This window comes from Cobetia sp. SIMBA_158 (genome assembly GCF_046566945.1).
Classification (GTDB): domain Bacteria; phylum Pseudomonadota; class Gammaproteobacteria; order Pseudomonadales; family Halomonadaceae; genus Cobetia; species Cobetia amphilecti.
This window is the reverse complement of record NZ_JAWJYL010000359.1, coordinates 1-273: the sequence shown is the minus strand read 5'-3', so window position 1 is coordinate 273 and position 273 is coordinate 1. Positions and strand designations below refer to the sequence as shown.

Here is a 273-nt window from a genome sequence, read left to right as displayed (position 1 = left end):
ATACTTGCTTAACCCTTTAAATAACAAATTCACTCGGTCATCCACATCACGTTTAGCGTCAAGTGATTTGTCTTTAAAGCTTATTACTTCGAAAGATATTTGAGCCATATCAGGCTTTGCCAATACCTCTGCAGTACCTTGCACTGCAATATGGCGATTAGCAGGCACGCTTGAATTAGCAAAAGTGGTAAGTGGTGAAAAGAGTAGAAAAATAGTAATAAAAAGTTTCATATTCGTTCCTTGGAGTAATAAGTTAAATAATGAAGATATAAC

The 273-nt window shown here is 35.2% G+C and carries 1 protein-coding gene; it reads right to left on the bottom strand.

What is annotated here, in order from left to right; all coding sequences use genetic code 11:
* Positions 1-231, bottom strand: a 231-nt coding sequence (locus tag R2R70_RS20280; RefSeq protein ID WP_410978940.1) for an SIMPL domain-containing protein, incomplete at its 3' end; no start/stop codon positions are given.
* Positions 232-273 lie beyond the last annotated feature (42 nt).